Source organism: Fodinibius salinus (assembly GCF_008124865.1).
Taxonomy (GTDB): Bacteria; Bacteroidota; Rhodothermia; order Balneolales; family Balneolaceae; genus Fodinibius; species Fodinibius salinus.
In genome coordinates, this window is sequence record NZ_VNHY01000003.1 from 115,157 (window position 1) to 136,154 (window position 20,998).

General features: G+C 42.6%; 20 protein-coding genes. 11 read left to right on the forward strand and 9 right to left on the reverse strand.

All coding sequences use genetic code 11. The features are described 5' to 3' along the window. From purN to LX73_RS09705, 6 genes are all read right to left on the reverse strand, one after another. Positions 1-603, reverse strand: coding sequence for a phosphoribosylglycinamide formyltransferase (gene purN, locus LX73_RS09680; RefSeq protein ID WP_148899301.1), 603 nt, complete (start codon positions 601-603; stop codon positions 1-3). A 101-nt stretch (positions 604-704) separates the two neighbouring features. Further along, positions 705-1,769: an AI-2E family transporter gene (locus LX73_RS09685; RefSeq protein ID WP_148899302.1), complete on the reverse strand. Its 1,065-nt coding sequence runs from the start codon at positions 1,767-1,769 to the stop codon at positions 705-707. Continuing rightward, positions 1,766-2,434, reverse strand: coding sequence for a regulatory protein RecX (locus LX73_RS09690; RefSeq protein WP_148899303.1), 669 nt, complete (start codon positions 2,432-2,434; stop codon positions 1,766-1,768). Before LX73_RS09690 ends, LX73_RS09685 begins: the two co-directional genes overlap by 4 nt. Then, positions 2,434-3,498, reverse strand: coding sequence for a recombinase RecA (recA, locus tag LX73_RS09695; RefSeq protein WP_148899304.1), 1,065 nt, complete (start codon positions 3,496-3,498; stop codon positions 2,434-2,436). The genes LX73_RS09690 and recA overlap by 1 nt, the downstream gene beginning before the upstream one ends. Before the next feature lie 222 nt (positions 3,499-3,720). Beyond that, the gene (locus LX73_RS09700; RefSeq protein WP_148899305.1) at positions 3,721-4,908 is read right to left on the reverse strand and encodes an aminotransferase class V-fold PLP-dependent enzyme; all 1,188 of its coding nucleotides are present in this window, start codon (positions 4,906-4,908) and stop codon (positions 3,721-3,723) included. A gap of 94 nt (positions 4,909-5,002) precedes the next feature. Further along, positions 5,003-5,785: a tryptophan 2,3-dioxygenase gene (locus tag LX73_RS09705; protein WP_148899306.1), complete on the reverse strand. Its 783-nt coding sequence runs from the start codon at positions 5,783-5,785 to the stop codon at positions 5,003-5,005. Positions 5,786-5,925: 140 nt separating this feature from the next. Between LX73_RS09705 and LX73_RS09710 the strand changes: the two genes are divergently transcribed. Next, positions 5,926-6,756, forward strand: coding sequence for a hypothetical protein (locus LX73_RS09710; RefSeq protein WP_148899307.1), 831 nt, complete (start codon positions 5,926-5,928; stop codon positions 6,754-6,756). A 13-nt stretch (positions 6,757-6,769) separates the two neighbouring features. Next, a complete protein-coding gene (locus LX73_RS09715; protein ID WP_148899308.1) occupies positions 6,770-7,534 on the forward strand; it encodes a TatD family hydrolase in 765 nt (254 codons plus the stop codon). Here LX73_RS09715 and LX73_RS09720 read toward each other — a convergent pair. Further along, complete coding sequence (locus LX73_RS09720; protein ID WP_148899309.1) at positions 7,514-8,647, reverse strand: 4-phosphoerythronate dehydrogenase; 1,134 nt, start codon at positions 8,645-8,647, stop codon at positions 7,514-7,516. The two genes, LX73_RS09715 and LX73_RS09720, sit on opposite strands and share 21 nt — an antisense overlap. A 75-nt stretch (positions 8,648-8,722) precedes the next feature. Between LX73_RS09720 and LX73_RS09725 the strand changes: the two genes are divergently transcribed. The 8 genes from LX73_RS09725 to pheA all read left to right on the forward strand — a co-directional run bounded on the left by LX73_RS09725 (position 8,723) and on the right by pheA (position 17,742). Beyond that, on the forward strand, positions 8,723-10,063 hold the full coding sequence (locus LX73_RS09725) for a thymidine phosphorylase (RefSeq protein WP_148899310.1): 1,341 nt from the start codon (positions 8,723-8,725) through the stop codon (positions 10,061-10,063). An 88-nt stretch (positions 10,064-10,151) separates the two neighbouring features. Further along, entirely contained in the window at positions 10,152-10,937 is a 786-nt protein-coding gene (locus LX73_RS09730) for a PspA/IM30 family protein (RefSeq protein WP_148899311.1), read from the forward strand. Between the two features lie 9 nt (positions 10,938-10,946). After that, entirely contained in the window at positions 10,947-11,402 is a 456-nt protein-coding gene (locus LX73_RS09735; protein ID WP_148899312.1) for a hypothetical protein, read from the forward strand. 11 nt (positions 11,403-11,413) lie between these two features. Beyond that, on the forward strand, positions 11,414-12,310 hold the full coding sequence (locus tag LX73_RS09740) for a hypothetical protein (protein WP_148899313.1): 897 nt from the start codon (positions 11,414-11,416) through the stop codon (positions 12,308-12,310). 7 nt (positions 12,311-12,317) lie between these two features. After that, positions 12,318-13,097 (forward strand): enoyl-CoA hydratase/isomerase family protein, encoded by a 780-nt coding sequence (locus LX73_RS09745; protein ID WP_148899314.1) that lies wholly within the window; start codon positions 12,318-12,320, stop codon positions 13,095-13,097. A gap of 125 nt (positions 13,098-13,222) precedes the next feature. After that, entirely contained in the window at positions 13,223-14,482 is a 1,260-nt protein-coding gene (locus LX73_RS09750) for a hemolysin family protein (RefSeq protein ID WP_148899315.1), read from the forward strand. 44 nt (positions 14,483-14,526) lie between these two features. Then, positions 14,527-16,239 (forward strand): ATP-binding protein, encoded by a 1,713-nt coding sequence (locus tag LX73_RS09755; protein WP_148899316.1) that lies wholly within the window; start codon positions 14,527-14,529, stop codon positions 16,237-16,239. 351 nt (positions 16,240-16,590) lie between these two features. After that, complete coding sequence (gene pheA / locus LX73_RS09760) at positions 16,591-17,742, forward strand: prephenate dehydratase (protein ID WP_148899317.1); 1,152 nt, start codon at positions 16,591-16,593, stop codon at positions 17,740-17,742. Positions 17,743-17,874: 132 nt separating this feature from the next. Here pheA and LX73_RS09765 read toward each other — a convergent pair whose 3' ends face one another. Next, positions 17,875-18,336 (reverse strand): hypothetical protein, encoded by a 462-nt coding sequence (locus LX73_RS09765; protein WP_148899318.1) that lies wholly within the window; start codon positions 18,334-18,336, stop codon positions 17,875-17,877. A gap of 23 nt (positions 18,337-18,359) precedes the next feature. After that, on the reverse strand, positions 18,360-19,553 hold the full coding sequence (gene xseA, locus LX73_RS09770; protein WP_148899319.1) for an exodeoxyribonuclease VII large subunit: 1,194 nt from the start codon (positions 19,551-19,553) through the stop codon (positions 18,360-18,362). Positions 19,554-19,645: 92 nt separating this feature from the next. Between xseA and LX73_RS09775 the strand changes: the two genes are divergently transcribed. Next, positions 19,646-20,941: a dihydroorotase gene (locus tag LX73_RS09775; RefSeq protein ID WP_148899320.1), complete on the forward strand. Its 1,296-nt coding sequence runs from the start codon at positions 19,646-19,648 to the stop codon at positions 20,939-20,941. Positions 20,942-20,998 lie beyond the last annotated feature (57 nt).

A 20,998-nucleotide genomic window follows, 5' to 3' on the forward strand; every position in this document is an offset into this window, starting at 1 on the left:
CTAATTATTGGATTTAGAATTTAGCTTGTCGGTGAGTTGGGCTATAATTTCGGGAAAAAGTTTGTGTTCCTCTTTGAGGATACGGTCGGCCAGCGTATCGGCATCGTCAGAGTCTTTTACTGGTACTTTACGTTGGCCCAAAATGGGACCGTCATCATACTTTTCGGTAACAAGGTGGACCGTACAACCGGATTTATCCTCATTATTGTCAATTACTGCCTGATGCACACGCATTCCGTAAAATCCTTTACCACCGTATTTGGGCAGCAGTGACGGATGGATATTTACGATCCTTCCGCGGAATTGTTCAATGACTTTCGGCGGAATTTTAAGCATATATCCGGCTAAGACAATAAGATCAGTTTCCCAATCCGTTAGTTGATCCAAGAGGGTATTTATATATCTTGACCGGTCGGAAAATTGAGAGGGGGCAAGGAGACGATGTTCAATATCGTGTTTTTGGGCCCGTTCTATAGCCTGTATTCCTGATTTATTGGTTATGAGCCCGGCAATCCGTCCATTTATTTGGCCGGACTCAACGGCATCAATAATAGCCTGAAAATTAGTTCCCGATCCCGAGGCGAAAACAACGATGTTGGTCAAGGCAAAAAGAAAAATAAAGTTGTATAAAGTTTGCCCGAAAAGATAAGTAAAAAAAGGAACAGATTAAGCTAAAATATCAACTAATCCACTGTTAGGATCAGTTACGAACTGCTTCGAAATACATGGTAATTATTATAACTCCAGCTAATCTGATTAAAGGTAATCTTGATAATTGTTGCAATAGGAATAGCAACTAGCATACCCAGAATGCCACCAACTTGTGCCCCAATCATAATAATAAATAAGATAGCAACAGGGTGCATGTCTGCTGACCGTGAAAAGATTAATGGTTGTAGTACAATATTGTCGAGAATTTGTACAAGCAAGATGGCTAAAATACAGGGTAGTACCAGTGAAAAGTCGCCCACTTCTATGATTGAAACAATAATTGAAAGAATATAGCCGATAATAGGACCAAAGTAGGGAATGGTGTTGGCAAGTCCCACGGCAATACCTACTGACAGGGCATTTTCAAGCCCAACGACAGTCAGCCCTAACCATGAGGTGAAGGCCACAATAAGGCTTTGGAGCATAACGCTTCGAAAATAAATGCCCAGCCGCGTTTCAATCTTATCAATGATACTAAGCGAAGTCTCAAAATATTTATTGGGGACGATCTGTAGAATATCACGTCGAATAGTGAGACCGTCTTTTAGGAAAAAGAAGGTGGCAAAAGGAATGATAAGTGCCGCAGAAAAAATATTAGTGAATATGCCGATAATATTGCTGAGGGCAGCAGGTAGCTCACCAACATCAAATAGATTTTGCAAACCCTGGGTTAAATTGTCGCTTAAAAAATCCTTTGGTAAAAATGAAAATTCTTGAATGAGCCGCTCTTCAATTTGGCGGGTAATATTTTGGATGTTTTGAATATTGAGCTGCCCGGCCAGTTCTACCATTTGATTAGCTATTATGGGGATAATATTGGTAGAAATCCAGACGAGGATAAGCATAAGTGCGCTTAATACAAGTACGATGGCCCCAGTTCGATTCATTCCGGCTGCCTGCATACGGTTGACGAGTGGGTCAAGCATGTAGCTAAAAATCATAGCTACTATGGCATATCCTACAAGCGTACCAAAATAATATAGCAACAATCCCAGCACCGTAATACCGGCTATCCCTAATACCGATTTTATGACACGCTCAAGGGTAAAATTATTCATTGTGCAATGGCTTCCATTAGCTCATCAATGTGATCAAAAATATTACCGGGCCGATATCCTTTTCTTGCCAGATGATCAACTACTTTCTTCTTTCGTTTATACACGTCTTCTTCTCTTAAAAATCGTCTTTTACGCTTTAAAACCAAATCTAAAAATCTTTGTTTTAAGTCAACATCCTCGAAGGTTTTTTGGATACTTTGTTCTGCTATTTTATTAGGTATTCCTTTCTTAAATAAATGGGACTTTATTTTTTGCGGTCCCCATTTATTAAGCCTGCTTTTGTCGGAGGCAAACTTATCAGCAAATTTAGCCTCGTTGAGATACCCTTTCTGTTGCAGTTCATTGAGAACATCTTCGATCACATCTTTCTCATAATCCTTGCGGATGGCCTTGGTAAATAATTCTTTTCGGGCATGGTCGCGACGGCCCAATAGTTTCATCATATATGATTTCACTACAGATCGCCCCTCTTGGCGTTGCAATTTTCGAAAAAGTGAGGGCGTTATTGTATCGCCTTTTGCAAGGTTAAATTTAAGTAACGTATGTTCTGCAATACCGATTAAAAATTCATCGTCAACGAAAATAGAATAGCGTTCTTTATCATTTTTTTGAACGCTCACCGCAGAAATAACGCCCGGTAAATTATGATTCGATATTTCATCCATTATTCATCGTCACTGTCACTCTCGTCATCATTATCTTCTTCGTCATCTGTTTGTTCTTCTTCATCGGCCTTTTGAGGATTCATTTCAGCACGAATTTGTTGCTCAATGTTTTCAGTAAGCTCCGGATCAGATTCTAAAAATTCGATAGCGTTTTCTGATCCCTGTCCAATAGGCTCACCTCCGTAACGGTACCAGCTTCCGCGTTTTTCGATGATGTCAAACTCTACGGCCATATCCAGTATTTCGGCCATTCGTGAAATACCTTCCCCATACATAATATTAAATTCTACTTGCTTAAAAGGAGGGGCAACTTTGTTTTTAACGACCTTAACTTTAGTGCGGTTACCTACTACATCGCCGCTGTTTTTGACGGATCCAATACGGCGGATATCAATACGGACAGAGGAGTAGAATTTGAGTGCACGTCCACCAGATGTTGTTTCGGGATTACCAAACATAACCCCAATTTTTTCGCGAATCTGATTAATAAAGATAACCGACGTTTTGGTCTTGTTGATGATAGCAGTGATCTTACGCATCGCTTGCGACATCAACCGTGCTTGCAAGCCAACATGTGAATCGCCCATCTCACCTTCCAGTTCGGCGCGTGGTACCAGGGCAGCAACAGAATCTACAACAATGACATCCAGGGCTGCAGAGCGTATAAGGGTTTCGGTAATTTCTAGTGCCTGTTCACCACTGTCAGGCTGAGAGACGAGCAGTTCATCAGTATTAATGCCCAAATTTTTTGCATAACGAGGATCAAAAGCGTGCTCGGCATCAATGAATGCTGCATATCCTCCTTCTTTTTGTGCTTCGGCAATAACGTGCATGGCCAGAGTGGTTTTTCCGCTGGCTTCAGGACCGTAAATTTCGGTAACTCTTCCCCGGGGCACACCGCCGATACCAAGTGCATAATCGACCATAATGGATCCCGTTGAAATGCTGGGGACATCTTTGGTAGCTTCATCTCCCAGCTTCATGATGGTACCTTCGCCGTGTTGCTTTTCAATTTGGCCAATAGCCATTTCCAGTGCCTTGTCGCGATCTTTATTGTCAGACATAAATTCTTGAATAATTAGGTTTTTGAGTTTCCACTGGTCAATATATTAAATAAAACTGACAACATAGTGTCAGGTGGTATTGAAAAATAAGCTAGTTAATAAGGTGTTTAATGCTATCCTTTTTTAGATATAATTATTCTAGCAGAAAGTTACACAAGGAATACGTTATGATACACAAAATTCTATATAGTAAGATGGATTTCAGAGCTAATCCTTACAAAACTATGGGTTTAAACTGTTGACGACTTCTGCTAGTTGTTTGATACTCTGTGTAATTTGTTTTGATGTAATGTAAGGTGCCGGCCCCATCCGCAGGATATCACCGCGGGCATCCGTAAAGACCCCTTTCTCCATTAATTGACTACAGATTGTTCGGGCAAAGGGAGAACGGAGCGCCAAAAACCCCCCGTTTTCTTGAAGCGGCCGATTATGTCGAAGGGTAATAATCTCCGGGTCAAAATCATGTTCTAAGAAATTGTTTTTCAGCAATTTTACTTGCTCTCGGTATTGTTGTTGAAGTAGATCGGGAGTTAGTCCTTGATCTTCAAAAAATTGTACGACTTTGGCTGCCCGAAATTGTGAGGCCGGATCGTACGTTCCCGAGGCAAAACGCTGGTCACCGTCATCATAGCTTACAAGGTCATTAGTTCGGGGTTCGTCAAGTGCATCAAATTCAGCAAACCATCCGGTAATCGCGGGACGTAATTTGCAGTCTTTTGGAAATCGCAGGAAGCAATTCCCCTCGCCCCATTGCAGATATTTATATCCGCCAATTAAAAAGTAACAGTCTTCTAAATTTTGATCAGCAATAGAAAGCGGAACGACATTAGTACCGTGGTAATCATCGATCAAAAAAGGAATATTGTGTTTACGTGCCAGCTCTGCAATAGGAGAAATATTTTGATTAACGATTCCACTCTCGAAATAAACGCGGGAGAGCATAATAGCACAGACGTTGTCGTCAATTTGTTGCTCAATATTATTTACCATCCCATCTGAATAGGGATCGACAGATGCTACTTGCAGCCCCTCTTCTTTGAGCCGATGCAACTGCCGAAACATAGAATGAAATTCCCCATCTGTTGTAATGACCTTGGGATTCTCGTTGAGATCAAAACTTGAAAGCCAAGAAACCAGCAGCTGATGGGTATTTTGTCCCAGGCAGTATAACCCATTGGGATCATCATAATAATTGCGCAGGTAATTACGCAGTATTTCTGTTTGTTCAGCAGCAGACTCCCACTTGGTATCTACTTCTGTAGCTGCAGACATAAAGGAATCAGTGAGTCCTTCTAAGGCTACATTTGGCCAGGCCTGATGGGAGTGGCCGGTAAATAAAAGACGGTTGCTTACATCAAAATATGAATAATGGGGTGCTAGTTTTGTTGCTAATTGATCGATACTATTCATCAGTAATTATGTTTTGAAATCTACATGCTGTGAGCTTGAATCGGTGTCCATGTTAATTCGTTATTACAAAATGCAGATCGTTGGAATAATTCTATTAAATTTCTGATCGTATTTCCCACAGGTCAGGAAAGATACGCCGGTGCAGGGTTTTTCGCAGGTATTCAACACCGCTGGAACCACCCGTTCCTGATTTGTCGCCGATTGTTCGTTCCACCATTTTGACGTGTCGGTATCTCCATTCTTGCATACCCTCGTCAAAGTCAACAAACAGCTCGCAAAGCATGGCCGTTTCGTTATCATTCTGCATAATATCCAACAGCAATTCCTGGTTTTTTTCAGAAGGGTCATATACTAAGCCCTGATCATTTTTTCTTTCTGGTTTTTCAGGATCATATCCCTTTTGGGAAAGAAATGAACAAAAAGATTCCCAGAGTGTTGGTTCATTCATGCGCTGTTTCATGCGCGAAAGATATTGTGGCTGATCTTCGTGCGCTTTGAACATGTGTGATGAGCGGTGGCCGCATAATATTTCAACTTCCCGAAATTGTACTGATTGGAAACCACTGGCTTCATCCAGAAAGCCACGGAAACTTTCGAATTCCAGCGGCGTCATCGTTTCAAGAATATCGATCTGTCCCACCATCGTTTTTAGGATAGTGAGGATCCGCTTCATGGTTTTTACCGCTCCCCAAGTGTTACCCGCTTCGAGGTCATCGCGTAGTTTATCCATTTCGTGTAATACCTGCTTGAACCACAGTTCATACGTTTGATGGATGATAACAAAGAGCATCTCATCGTGCTCTTCGGGTTCCGAGCGTAGCTGCTGTAGATCAAGAAGTTGATCAATATTGAGGTAATCACTGTAGGTGAGTTTCATCCGCAGAGCGTATTTAATTACATTTATGGGTCAATCAGATTATAGTCAGAATTTTGCATAGTCTCTATCTTTGATATTCTTCTGTAGCTCTATCGAAAATTGATTAGCTTTGCCTCCACCGAGAAATTAGAAAATATGTTATGAGCATTTTAATTGCGGACAGCGGAGCTACCAAAACTGAATGGTATTATCAGTCTGGTTCAGTTACTCAAACTGATCAAACCGAGGGATTAAATCCATATTATCATTCCGCTGATAGTATAGGCTCGGTGATTGAAAAAGAACTCTTACCAACGGTAGATGTTGTTGATGAGATTTATTTTTATGGAGCAGGCTGCGATAGTGAAGCTAAGAAAAAAATGATTGAGCAAGCGCTGAGCCAACGTTTTTCTACCGCAGAGGTACAGGTACATCATGACCTGTTGGCTGCAGCCCGTGCCTGTTTGGGCAATGAAGCAGGTATTGCATGTATCCTGGGAACAGGGTCAAATTCTTGTTTGTATGATGGTTCTGCAATTGTTGAGCATATACCCTCGCTGGCTTTTATCTTGGGGGATGAAGGAAGTGCCGCCTATTTCGGTAAGCAGCTGATCAACAGGTACTTCCGGGATGAACTTCCGGATGATTTGCAAAATGCCCTTAGAGAAGAACACAATATGTCATTGAATTATATTACAACAAATTTATATGACGGATCCCAGAAAAGTCGCTTTATAGCTTCTTATGGAGCTTTCTTAGGTAATCATGCCGAACATCCCTATATCAGAAAAATGCTGTATAAAGGATTTGAAAACTTTGTCAGGCGTATTGTCGCCAAGTATTCAAATGCTGCTGATTATGAAGTTCGCTTTGTGGGATCGGTAGCATATGCTCATCAGCAAGTGATTAAAGAAATTTTGCAGGAACACGGTTTGACGGCCGGATTATTTATTCGTCATCCCATGGAGCGTCTCGTAGAATACCACACCTAAAACCATTTATATTGTGATTGATACCCACTGCCATATTTATGCTGAACAGTTTGAAGATGATCTTGCGGAAGTTCTTGATCGCGCCGCGCAAGCGGGGGTAGATCATATCTTTATGCCGGCGATTAATTTTGATTCACTGCCAAAGATGGAACAGATCGCTCATCTGGAAATCACTTTCCATAAAATGGCGGGTATTCATCCAACAGATATTAATGAGGGCACCCGCACAACCGAAGAAGAACTTTATGGGTATTGCAGCCAAGATGATATTGTAGGGGTCGGAGAGACCGGTCTCGATTACTATTGGAGTGACGAATATAAATCTGATCAGGAGCAAAGCCTGCGCATTCATTGTAAAGTGGCAAAGCAGTTGGGTAAGCCAATTGTTTTACACAACCGGGATAGTACTGATGAGTTATTGAACATCATTGAGGATGAACAGGATGGAAATCTTAGGGGAGTATGGCACTCTTTTACAGGTTTGGAAGAAGAAGGGGAAAGAGCCATAGATATAGGACTTGCACTCGGTATAGGAGGAATCTTCACCTTTAAGAATGCCGGTGTTGATGAGGCGGTAGCCAAACTTCCTTTACAGCATATGATATTGGAGACGGATGCGCCCTACCTGGCACCTGATCCCAAAAGGGGAAAACGAAATGAACCTTCTTTTGTGAAATACACTGCTCAAAAATTAGCTGAAGTACAGGGCTTCTCTTTTGAAAAAACAGTCCAAATTACGACAAGTAATGCCTTGGAACTATTTGGAATCAGCAGTTAAGGAAAAGCCGAGCTTACCAAGTATGGGAAACTTATCAATATAGGAAGCGGGAATCTGAATTTGGTTGAATTCCTGCCGCAAGGGGAATTCAGCGCGAAGTTTGTTAAAGAGTTTTCCTCTTTTTTGAGAGTTTTGCAGAATGATCTGCTGCAGTTTTTTCTCGTATGTTTTTAACGGGTGGAGTTCATCTAGTATCGCAGAAAGAGAGTCAGGAGGTGAGACATCAGGATCAATGATTCTGGGATCAGGTTCTTCGCTATGAGATGGTCTTTCCAAGTCAAAATGATCTAGCATAGCATCCACCATGAATTTTGAGGCATTTCTTTTGGCTTGTATTGAATACCCGGCAATATGCGGCGTGATAATAAATGCCTGATTAGCTGTTGACAGTTGGAGCTGCGGCTCACCTTCCCAAACATCGATAATAATATCACCCACACGGTCCTCAGTCATTGCATTGCAAACAGCCTGTTCGTCGATCACTCCACCGCGGGCTGCATTAATAATGAGCGAAAATTGCTGATTGTTGAGTTTGTCTTCAGCAAGCCAGTGATAGGTAGGATGTTCTCCGGAGTGGGTTAGCGGTGTGTGGAAGGACAAGATATCGCATTGCAGGATTTGTTGTAGCGTTGCAGAATCAAAGTTTTCTTCACGCTCAGCGCGCGGTGGGTCATAAGCTACTGTTGTAATATTTAGGTTATTCAAAAGCTTAATGACCTGCGTGCCAACATGTCCCACGCCTAAAATACCAATCGTCATTTGTTCTACATTTTCTTCCTGTTGTTCGCTCCAATATAGAAGGCATACAGCAACATATTCGGCAACAGATCGCGCATTGCATCCCGCTGAATTTGAAAATGTAATTCCACACTGGGTAAGATAATCCGTATCAACGTGATCAATGCCCGCAGACCCGGTGCCCACAAATGATAGGCGTTTTGGTATGGCAGGCATTGTTCGTTTGTTGATATCCGTGACGGTGCGAATGAGCAAAGCATCGGTGTCTGTGAGGTCAGGCACCCCATTCCCCGGATCATAGCAGTCGAGATTAATGGTATCGGGCAGATAAGATGTTATATTACGCAGATACCGATCAGCTAAAACATTAATCATTTAGTGATGGTTGCTTGTAAAATTTACAGAAATATACATTTTTGAACTTCAAAAATTAATTGAATTACGCGGTTTATGACATTAAAATCATTCAATGCTGGATCAATTATTCAAAAAAAGAGAAATAGCGAGGTGTTGACCCGCGATGAGATCAACACCCTTATTAATGCCTATACTAAAGACCTGGTGCCGGATTATCAGATGAGTGCCTTTTTGATGGCAACCTATTTGAACGGTCTGAATAAGGATGAGGTTGCAGCTCTGACACATGCGATGCTGCATTCTGGCCGTGTACTGGATTTGAGCGACATTCCCGGCAAGAAAGTTGATAAGCACTCCACCGGTGGTGTGGGTGATAAGTTGTCGCTTATACTGGCACCTATCGTAGCTAGTTATGATGTGCCGGTGCCAATGATTTCGGGTCGCGGACTTGGTCATACAGGAGGTACACTTGATAAGATGGAGTCGATTCCCGGTTTTACCGTAGATATGTCGCTGAAACGCTATCAGCAGATTTTAGCAGAATGCAAGATGGTGATGGCTGGTCAAACCGAAGATATTGCCCCGGCTGATAAACGATTATACGCACTGCGTGATGTTACGGCTACGGTGGAGTCAATTCCGCTTATTGCCGGGAGTATTATGAGTAAAAAGTTGGCCGAAGGTATTGATGCCCTGGTACTGGATGTTAAGTTTGGGTCAGGTGCCTTCATGAAAACGATTGAGGATGCAAAAAAGCTGGCACAAACGTTAGTAGCTATTGGAGAAGATTTTGGCAAAGAGACTGTCGCATATCTCACAAATATGAATCAGCCGCTGGGATATAAAATCGGAAACTGGCTGGAGGTGGAAGAGGCCGTGAACTCACTACGTGGTGATGGACCAGAAGACGTAATGGAAGTAACACATATGTTGGCTGGTACTATGATTATGCTCGGCGATAAAGCAGAATCGGTATCTAAGGGTATCGAAATGAGCAAAGAAGCAGTTCATAATGGGCAGGCATTTGATAAATGGCTGCAGCTGACGGAAGCTCAGGATGGAGATACAGAAGTACTCAAGGATTTTGATCAGTACCCGAAGGCCGAATATGATATTGAATATAGTGCTCCTGAGTCGGGCTATCTGTCAGCGATTGATGCCTATAAGATAGGCATGGCTTCTTTAGAGCTGGGGGCTGGTCGAAAAGTCAAAGAAGATGATATAGATCCCACTGCTGGAATTGTGCTAAAGCATAAAGTTGGGGCAAAAATTAAAAAAGATGAAACATTAGCCGTGGGTTATACGAACAACAAAGAAAGCAAAGAAACAGTAACTGATATGTTAGCGGAAGCATTTACACTTTCTGATGATAAGCCCGATCAACCACCGATGATTACCCATCGTGTTGATAGTAAGGGTATTCAGGAAATATAGGATGTTAATAATTGCAATATCCTAAAAATCCCATAACTTAATTAAGTGTTCAGGGCAAGGGCAATACTAAATAAAAGCCAATAATATTATGTTTAAACGATTTATTCGCGCAATAAAGTCACTTTTCGGTGGATTTGTAAGCTCAATGGAAGATCCGAAACTGATTTTGGAGCAGAATATTCGGGATCTCAATGATCAGATTCCCCAGATGAATGAAAATATAGCCACAGTGAAGGCGAATATGATGATGCTTCAAAAAGAAGTGAAGAACTATGAGAAGCAGATCGAAGATCTGACGGCAAAAATAAAGTCTGCTATTAATGCAGACCGCGATGACATTGCTGAAGGGTATGCAATGCAGCTTGAGAAGGCTAAAGAAAATCTTGCCAGTTCTAAAGAGCAGCTTGAATTTGCCGAACAGGCTTATGAGAAAGCATTGAAGGTTAAGAAAGCCTTTATTCGCGAAAAGGACCAAAAGATACAGGAAGCGAAAGAAGCGTTACGTGCCAGTGAACGTGCTGAATGGCAGGGAAAGGTAGCTGATGCGCTGGAACAGTTTGAGACAGGTGGACTTGATCAAACGCATGATGAAATGGTTAATCGCCTGAATGAACGCACTGCCAAGAATGAGGCACGTATGGAATTGGCGCTCGACAGTATTGATACTGAAACCATGGAGATTGAAGCCAATGCAGAAAAGCTGCGTGCCAGCGAACTGGTTAAGCAGTTTAAGGTTGATATGGGTAAAGCGGATGCTACCGAAGAAGAAAAAAGCGTTGGTTCCTCGGATGAAGAAGAAATTAATATTGAAGATAAGTCCTCAGATAAAGAACAGAATAAAACGATCGGCAATAAAGAACGATCAAAATCTTAGCATACTGTTATGTCAAATGACAGCCGGAGCGAACGCGAACGTTTAAAAGAAAAGTACAAGACGCATTATCGTAAAATGCGTGAGACGAAAAAGCGCGTGTCGCGAGCAAAAAAGACACAGAATATTGCTGAGGCACTCAAGAGTATGGATAAGCGTAAAATGCTCGATACCTTTGACGATTTTCTGTTTTCAGTTAAGCATAAAGTCGCACAGGTAGAAGCCCGGCTTGATGTAGCCATGGAGGGACTGTCGGATGACATTGATGCTGAGGCCCAAAAACAAGAATTTGATGAAGAAATGAAGCGAGAACAGGCCAAAGAGACACTCCGAAAGGTGAAAATGGAGATGGGGCTTTTATATGAAGAACTTAAAGAGCAGGCTGATTCTCTGAAAGTGGAAAAGACAGTAGGAAATAAATCAGATGGCTCATCAAATGATCCAGCGACCCGTCCAGAACATAAATAATAACGAGTATTATGAGTGACGAGCAATCCATAAATTTTACCAAAGAAGCTTTTATGCACCCCATTAATTTGGGAATGCTGTTGGTTTCTACCGTCACGGCACTGCTGCTGACGGACGTGGGGTTAGCTCCAAATGTATTGCTGAGCATTATTTTTGGCCTGGAGCTAATGTATTTGGGTACGGTGCCGCGGCTGCCGCGATTTCGAAAGGATTTGAAAATGCGAAAACTTCAGGAACGAAGTCCTGCCGCTGCTGAACGGTCAACATTTCAGGAGTTGGACAAAAAAAGCCAAAAACGATTTCTGATACTCAAGCGTCTGGCCGAACTTATCAAAGAAAATTTTGATACGATGCCTTACAGCTCGCAGGGCCTGCTGGAGAATATCCGTAATAAAATTCAGGAGCTTATTTCCAACTATCTTACTCTGCTCGATCTGCATAAGCGATATCAGCTTTATATGAATACCTCAGTCGAAGAGAGCTTAAAACGTGAAGTACAGGATGAAAAAGAATATATTAAGCAGTTAGAATCTGATCGTTTGAAGCATACTAAAGCACGAAGAGTTAAAATTTTACAAAAACGCTTAAAGAAATTTGAGATTGCAAAAGAAAAATATTTAGTCTGTGAAACGCACCTTGAAACCATCGAAGATGCTGTGCGATATATTTACGAGCAGTCGATGACCATGAGCAATCCCGAAGAAATTGGATTTCAGTTGGATAACTTACTTGAAGAGGTCGAAGAAACATCGCAACTTATTGATGATCTGGATGAGGATATTTTACCTTTTTATTCCGATCTTGATGATCTGGACTTAGATTCAGATTTTCTTGAATTAGATAATGACGAACAACAAACAACCGAATCGGGGTCGAAAGTGAATTCTTCGAGCCGGATAAAAGAATAATTTACTTATGAGTAAGTCTTTTAACACGATCACTCACAATACCGATGATTCTGGTGTTACTACCCTAACAATTGACCGTCCCAACAAACTGAATGCGTTGAATGATGAGGTACTTAATGAACTGGCGCAGTTTTTTAAAAGTGTGCAAGTTGATAAAGACCTGCGGGCTGTTATCATAAAAGGAGCCGGAGACAAGGCTTTTGCAGCGGGTGCAGATATTAAAGAGCTGCAGGAGTTGGGCAACCGATCCGGTCGAATGGCCTCCCAAAAGGGACAACAAATTTTTCAGCTGATTGTTGATACTCGGAAACCGGTTATCGCAGCTATTAATGGTTTTGCTCTTGGAGGTGGCCTTGAATTGGCAATGGCTTGTCATATGCGGATAGCAGGGCAAGATGCTGTATTAGGACTGCCCGAGGTAGGGTTAGGATTGATTCCCGGATATGGTGGTACTCAGCGATTGTCAGAACTAATTGGTCGTTCCCGCGCACTTGAAATGATTTTAACTGGTAAGCAGATTAGTGCAGATGAAGCATTCCAAATGGGGCTGGTAAATGATGTTACAGATGGTGATGTATATGAGACAGCACAATCACTTGCCGATGACATTTTAGAAAATGGTCCTATAGCTATTCAAAGTGCTCTCAAGGCAGTGTACCATTCGGGCAATCAAAATGGTTATCAGATTGAGGCTGACCTCTTTGGGGAGCTTTGCGATACAGATGACTTTATTGAAGGTACAACAGCGTTCCTTGAGGGACGAGACCCCAATTTTGAGGGACACTAATTTTCTTTACCTGGAAACCCAATTATGATGGATAGTAGGATACTTTAGTAGTTGGTATTTCTATTACAAAGTAACTATTGGCAGCCCTCAGGGCTGTCAATTTTTATCTAGCACCCCATGTATTAATGATTGAACTGTTATTTATAGTTTTAACTATTCTTTTCTTTGGCTTTTTTGCAGGATCAAGCATCTCGTTCGTTACCTCTGGACGGCTAAAGCTGGAAATTGAGTCGCGCAAAAATACGTGGACCGGACGCTTGCTAAACACTTTCGTTAATCGGCCGGAATGTTATCTTACTACCTCTCTGGTGGGTACGGTAATTGGGACGGTTATCTTTGCTACGCTATTGCACTTGTTTGGTCAGCAGACATTTGAAAACTACTATCAGAGTTGGGTTGGTTCATTTCCTTCTATATTTGCAATTATTCTGTTATTAACAATTGCCGGTTCATTTCTCCTTGTTCTTTTCGGGCAGTTTGTGCCTCAAACACTCTTTAATATTCATGCAGAACGATGGGTCAAAGTATTCGTTCTTCCTCAACAGTTTTTCCGATGGATATTTACCCCTATCAGCTTTTTAGCTACACAATCTTCATATTTGTTTGCAGGGATAGGCAGTTCAGAAGAGGGTGGTTCTAACCAAGAGCAAGGAGCTATTTTTAAACAGTTGTTGGATACGCATGGACGGGACATTGACGAAGAAGACTCAGAAATGTTAAATAATGTGCTTGAGCTGTCAAATAAAAGAGTCAAAGAGTCAATGATTCCTCGTACAGATATTCTTGCCGTAGAAGAAAGTATGAGTATTGAAGAGACCTTACAGCTTTTTATTTCATCGGGATATTCAAAGCTGCCGGTTTATCGGGAGAGCATAGATGATATCATCGGCGTTATGTTTGCTTATGACTTGTTTAACGATCCCGATTCACTGACCGAAATTATACGTCCTATTAAACTGGTTCCAGTTTCACAAAAGTCAAAAGACCTGCTTTCAGAATTTCGAGACTCAAATATTTCAGTTGCTATCGTTATTGATGAATATGGCGGTACCGCGGGGATGATTACCATTGAGGATTTACTGGAAGAGGTGGTAGGGGATATTCAGGATGAGTATGACACCGAAAACCATTTTGTGAAAAAACTTTCTGATGACACCTATATTATGAGTGCCGGTATCGAGACTGAAGATCTGGTTGGAAAATATCCCGAAATTAATCTTCCGGAAGATTCAGGAGATTTTGAAACCGTGGCCGGATATATCATCAATGCGCTTGGACGAATCCCCAAAGTAAATGAAGAGCTAGTAATCAATGGCTATAAAATTATCATCAGTAAGGCTACATCCAGCCGTATTGAACGAGTCAAAATAGTTGTTTTAGATTAGCATAGTGCTTAATGGTGAATAATTTATAAGTGAGAAGAGAAATTATGTTTAATCACTACCCAGACTGGGCGCAGCAGCTTGCACAAAAATATCTAAGCCGAACCATAAATCAGTTTATTCTGCATGGCAATGTACATGATTTAGTTCCGCTCAATAAAGAAGGGGAGACTGACTTTGTACGTTTAAAAGAATTCTTTTCCAAGGAGTTCTTTGGTGCGCGGGACTATGTTATCTTTTATGATCGCTCATCAGGCATATATTTTCGGGATCAAGAGACACAAAAAGATTTCAATCGTGCACTTTCGGGTCGCGATTCACTTCTGGGAACCGATTATGCAGATAATCTGCCGAAAGATCCCGTACGTGTTTTTTCTTTGCTGGAGCAGTACTTTCGCGTGCGTTTCGATAACAAAAAGAGTATCGCACTTGTCATTGACTATGCCGAAACTATCGTACCCATGAATGAGGCGGGATCAACGGGGTCCGAAGATCGAACCGCCATGGTGTATCTGTCACGATGGGCACAGGATCCTATGTTTTTAGCTGCTGACTTTACCACTATTTTACTCACCGAAAATCTTGCGGATCTTAATAAAACCCTTGTCCAGCATCCATATGTTAATGAGATTACGATTCCTATACCCGACCAGCAAGAACGAAGTGCATTTATAGAGTTTGAGACCTCTGCAGATGTGTTTAGTGATATTTCAGAAGTCCCCCAAAAGGTAGTGGCCCAGCAGACGGCAGGGCTTAATTTTATCAACATTAGAGGAATTTTATCCAATGCCAAGCAGCAGGATCAAAAAATATCTACGAAACGCCTTTCGGAAGCCAAAAAAGAGCTTATTGAAGCCGAGGCATACGGCCTCTTGGAATTTGTAGAAACCGAATATACACTTGATAATGTTGCTGGCCATACAGCCGTCAAAAAACATCTGCGTCAGGCCGTAAAAGCATTGAATAACGGTCGTAAAGACGTGCTTCCTATGGGATACTTAGTTTGCGGTCCGGTAGGTACCGGCAAGACTTTTATGGTAACATGCTTTGCCAGTGAAGTGGGTATCCCTATGGTAAAGCTCAAAAATTTCCGAAGCCAATGGCAGGGAGTGACAGAGGGGAATCTGGAAAAGATTCTGGGACTTCTCAAAGCCATGGCGCCTGTGGCCGTGATGATTGATGAAGCCGATGCATATCTCGGCGACCGCGACCAGAGTGGGGACAGCGGTGTGTCTAGCCGCGTGTTTTCACAGATTGCATCATTCATGAGTGATACCAGCAACCGGGGCGAAATACTGTGGTTTCTGATGACTGCTCGTCCGGATCTTATGCCGGTAGATTTAAAGCGTCAGGGTCGGGCCGAGGAGCATTTAGCACTATTCCCGCCACATACTAAAGAAGACCGTATCGAATTGTTTGAGGCTATGAAAAATAAATCTGGCTTACAGCTAACCGAAGAATATGTGCCAAAACTTATAAAGAAAGATAGTAATCGACTGTCAGGTGCTGATATGGAGGCTGCACTGACGCGCGCTAAATTTCGTGCTGCGGCACAGAATTCAGAGAAAGTAACACCCGAAATACTAGATGCAGCACTAAATGATTTTCTGCCGCCCACTTATCCGCAGGAAATAGAGTTACAGACGCTCAGTGCTGTTATTGAGTGCACTTCTAAAGAGCTGCTGCCCGAGCGGTATCGAGAAATGGATCGTGGGGAAATCCTTGAGAAGATTGAGAATTTGAAGCTTCGGGTTGGATAATTAATCCTGTTGCTCATTTTATTAAAATTATGCGCATGGTTTTGCTTAAAGGTGCTGGCTGGGCGGATATCCAACATCTTGTGGGGATACTGTCTGTTATGGCGGTTGTGATATTACCTGCAGCAATTTTCCGATATCGTAAATCTACTTCATAAAATCTTGTCATCCTAGATCATCTGTTGAACTCGATGAAATATATTTTCAGGATCTTAGTATAAATGCAAAAATTACAGTAGGAAAGATCGAGCGGCATAAATTATAAAGTTGCAATATTTGTAATTTCTCTTTCATAAGAGATGCCAATCTAATATTCTTATAGTTCACTTCATTTAAACAATTTTGGCTTAGCCGATGGCTGACAAACTGGAATCAATTAGAAAACTACTCGACGAAACGGACAAAAAAATTATAGATGCGCTAGCAAAGCGCCAAGAGCTGGTACGTGAAGTTTCATCCTTTAAGCTGGATGAAGAACGCAATATTCGTGATAAAGAACGCGAAGAACAGCTGTTGAATAAAATCACAAAGCTGGCTCGCGAAGCCGGTCTGGATCGCTATTTTGCCGAAGAGCTTTTTAAAGATATCATTCATCACTCCGTTCGATTTCAAACGCATACCCTGGTTGATCATCAAAATGCCAAAAAAGATGATGAGATTGTCCAGGTAGCATACCAGGGAACCGACGGAGCATTTAGTCATCAGGCGGCTTATCGTCATTTTGAGGAGCGATATACCGAAGTCCACTCCTACGGTTATAACACCTTTCAGGAGGCAGCAGAGGCAGTTGAAAATGAAGAAGTTGACTATGCCATACTGCCGATTGAAAATACCACCGCCGGCTCCATCAATGATACTTATAACATCTTGGGTGAGGACGATCTGCATATTGTTGGGGAAGAAGCGTTACGAATAGTTCATTGCCTGCTAGCCTTAGAGGATGTGGCGGTTGAACGTATTCGTCGCATCATGTCGCATCCGCAAGCTATTTCACAGTGCAGTACTTACCTGGCAAAACTGCACGACTGCAAAATTGAGTCGTATATTGATACAGCGATGTCTGCTAAAAAAGTGTTGGAGGATGGCGATCTTTCGCAGGCTGCGATCGCCGGGAGTTATGCTGCAGAAATTTATGGACTAAATATTTTGAAGCGTGATATCGCTAATCAACCTGAAAACTTCACGCGCTTTGTGGTTGTGGGGCGTGATTTGGTAGAAGTAGATCAGCAGATACCGTGCAAAACGTCACTACTGATGGTAACCTCACACGATAAGGGGGCTCTTATCAAATGCTTGAATGTGATTGACGATCATGATATTCGAATGACCAAGCTGGAATCTCGGCCTAAACCTAATGCACCGTGGAAATACCAGTTCTATCTCGATATTGAAGGTAATATTGCAGAGCCTGATACACGGGTAGCGTTGGAAGAGCTGGAGCAGGAAGCCAGTTCACTGAAGGTGCTTGGTTGCTATCCGGCCCAGGTTGGGAATGGAGATGACTGATCAGTGAACAGTTATTGAGTAGCTAGTGGTTAATCAAGTGTTGGGTCTGGGTGCTGAAGTTCGGAGTTCTTATCAGTTATTCCTCACTCATCCCCTATCCTTTATATAGCATTCTGCACACAGGGTCAGCCATCAAAAAATTATCGTATCATCATTTTGCCATTCCTGGTAGTACCGGATGAGGTTAGAGATAGAATAGAATAACAAAAAGACCGCTACGAGATAAGCTACAGAATCGGGATTGGCAATGATAAGCACCGCAATAATAAGGGTGAGTACGCCCAGCAGGGCAAACTGAAAGCCGAATAAAAGTATCAGACCGAAAAAGCCCAAAAAAGTAGCAAATATTGTGGGAATAAGTCCCGGAAAGAGGAAGATAACAAGCCCGCTTACAATAGGAACAGCTGCAACTGTAGGTGATACCTTGTACATCACAAATAGTAATCCCAGTCCCACGAGGTAGGCTCCTGCTATCAGGTATAAAAAGTTAGGATAGCCAAGTGTGAGGACACCGGTAGTCAGTGCCAATAAGGCATTGATAATTTGATGCTCTCTGCTTCTATTTTCTATGCGAATACGGTATTGTTCAAGCATATCATACGACGTTTTGTTTAATACTAGTGCAATTCAACTTTCCCATCTTTCCATTCAATCGTTAATTCTTCATCAGTATCAAAATCATCAAGTGACTTAACCCATCCATCCTCTTGCCAGATACGCGAATAGCCCTGTTCCAATGCGGTGTTGGGATTTTGAAGCTCCAGCCGATGGCGCAAATTATTCAGCTTCTCATGTTTTTGCATCAGCTGTACCTCATTACGATGTTGCAGTCTTTCGGTAAGATTTTGGAGCCGCTCGCGATTATTAGTCACTTTCTGCTTAACTGCCATCAGTGCATGGGATTGCACCAGTTGTTGCACGCGTTCTTTTTGGTTGGTGATACGCCGGTCGATGGTTTCTTGCAGTTGTGTTGAGAGGTCATCGACAAAGAGACGAATTTCATTTACATCCGGCGTAGCTACAATAGCCGCCTGCGTGGGTGTAGCGGCACGGGCATCAGCCACAAAGTCTGAGATACTGAAATCAACCTCGTGTCCCACAGCACTGATGGTCGGCACTTTACAGTCAAAGAGGGCACGAGCCACCGCTTCTTCATTAAACGGCCAAAGGTCTTCCAGCGAACCACCGCCGCGACCAACGATCAGTAGATCTACGTTCTGTTTATTTGAAAAAAAGTTGATGGCTCTGACTAGTTCTGGAGCAGCATTCACACCCTGCACGCTTGCATGATGAAGATGCACAGTTGCCAGTGGCCAGCGTCGTTCAAGGGTATCACGGATATCATGGAAAGCGGCCCCTGTGGCCGAGGTTATCACCCCAATATCGAAAGGAAAGGGAGGTAACGCTTTTTTATGTTCATCGTCGAACAGTCCTTCATCTTTAAGGTCATTCTTCAGTTTCTCGAAGGCTTCTTGCAGAGCCCCTTTGCCCGCCTGTTCCAGCGAGCGCACAATTAGCTGATATTTTCCATGTGGCGGATACACCTCGATGTCGCCTCCGGCAATAATATGTTGTCCATCTACTACTTCGGCGTCAATAGAACGGGATACTCCGCGCCAGATTACGCATGAGAGTTGAGCATCTTCATCCTTAAGTGTAAAATAGGTGTGTCCGCTGCGGCTGGTGCTGGCATTACTGACTTCTCCCTCCACCTTTACGTCCATAAAGTTGCCTTCCAGCAGTGTTTTAATATCTTGTGTAAGCTCCGAAACTGAGAAGGTAGATGCAGCAAAAAGATCAGATTGAGACATAAGGGAAAAATTTCAGCTGACAGCTGTTTGTAGAGTTATTGAATTCTGATTAAAACACGTATATTTGCAATTAAAAATAACGGAAAGTTTGTATGAGTCATACTCCAAATTTATTGCTCCAGAACGTACGTCCAATCGGCGGTAATTTTGACGGTACGGATACCGTAGATATCCGTATAGCTGAAGGTCAAATTGTCGAAATTAGCGCGGAATTAGATTCCAAAGAAGACGAAGAGCTACATGATGCTAATGGTAGCTATCTTTCCGGCGGATGGATGGATATGCACGTGCACCTGCGGGAACCAGGATACGAGCATAAAGAGACTATTGAAACAGGGTGCAAGTCAGCGGCTTTTGGTGGATTTACTGAAGTTGCCTGTATGCCTAATACGAATCCGGCTATCGACAGCCGCGATGTGGTAGAATTTGTAAAGAACAATGCTGAGCAATTTTCTGTTGATGTACATCCTATTGGTTGCGTATCCAAAGAACGCAAAGGGAAATCAATAGCCGAGATGGGCGATATGAAAGAGGGCGGGGCGGTTGCTTTTAGCGATGATGGTGATCCCGTCTATAATTCGCAGCTTATGCGCGTGGCGCTGGAGTATTCGTCCATGTTGGATATGCCGATCATTAATCACGAAGAGGATTTAAAACTATCTCGACCGGGTCATATGCACGAGGGACGTGTGTCGGCACGGTTAGGACTGGACGGTACACCGGGTATTGCCGAAGAAACGATGATTGCCCGTGATATCTTGCTGGCTAAGTTTACCGGCGGACACATTCACGTGGCGCACATCAGTACGGCCAAAGCGGTGGATTTAGTCCGACAGGCCAAGGCCGACGGGGTGAATGTTACCACGGAAGTTTGCCCTCATCATTTTGATTTGACGGACGAAGAAATTGAGCGCCGCGATTTTGATACCAATGTAAAGATGCATCCACCACTGCGCACCCAAAAAGATGTAGAGGCCATGATAGAGGGGCTTGCTGACGGTACTATTGATGCCATCTGTACCGATCATGCTCCGCATGCCATCCAGGAAAAAGAAGTAGAGTTTATCTATGCGCCTAATGGCATTATTGGTCTTGAGACGGCCTGGAGCATAAGTGTGCGACAGCTATTAGATTCCGGAGCCTTAGAATTGGCAGAGTTGATAACAAAGTTTGTAGAGAAACCGCGCGAAATATTGAATATTGATATTCCTAAAATTGAAGAAGGTACACCGGCTAATTTGACGCTTTTCAATACCGATCAGGAATGGTCGTATCGGGAGGAGCTGGTGCAGTCTAAATCTCACAATTCACCCTACTTGGGAGAATCATTAAAAGGTCGCGCAGAGGCTATTTATAATAACGGACAGTTTGTTATCAATACGATTTAATTGCAGAATGAATGGACGCTCGAGGCGTTAGTAAGTTCTAATTTATAACTACAGTCC